The sequence below is a fragment of the Flavobacterium sp. UGB4466 genome, assembly GCF_903469665.1.
GTDB lineage: Bacteria > Bacteroidota > Bacteroidia > Flavobacteriales > Flavobacteriaceae > Flavobacterium > Flavobacterium lipolyticum.
In genome coordinates this window covers 1-345 of record NZ_CAGKLC010000291.1, presented here as the reverse complement: position 1 = coordinate 345, position 345 = coordinate 1, and the positions used below count along the sequence as shown (strand labels likewise).

Annotated in this window: 1 protein-coding gene; it reads right to left on the bottom strand. The window is 45.2% G+C overall.

All coding sequences use genetic code 11. The annotated features are described in order from the left end of the window. Positions 1 to 345: hypothetical protein (locus JO950_RS22110; RefSeq protein WP_202704565.1), on the bottom strand; the 345-nt coding region annotated here is incomplete at both ends.

Genomic DNA, 345 nt, shown 5'->3' with positions numbered 1-345 from the left:
CGCATTACCTTCACTAGTCTTAACAATGGCATACCAGCCTGTTGTACCAATCTGATCACCCTTACCAAAGGTTTGATCGTCTTTAAAATAAGTATTATCCGGTACAGGATTACTCGAAGTTGCACCTTCACGCATAAATACCGTTCTTGCCGCCCCGTTCCCATTGGTCCAGTTCAATGTAGTACTCGTCCCTGTCGTCTTGGTAAAAGTAAGATTAGTGGCCTGAATCGTTGGCGGCGCAGAAAGCCTGAGCACTTTTATGGTGTAAGTTTTTACCGTACCGTCCTGAGCCGTAACTTCGATCGCAATACGATTCGCCTTAGCATCCACATTATTTACTTCCAG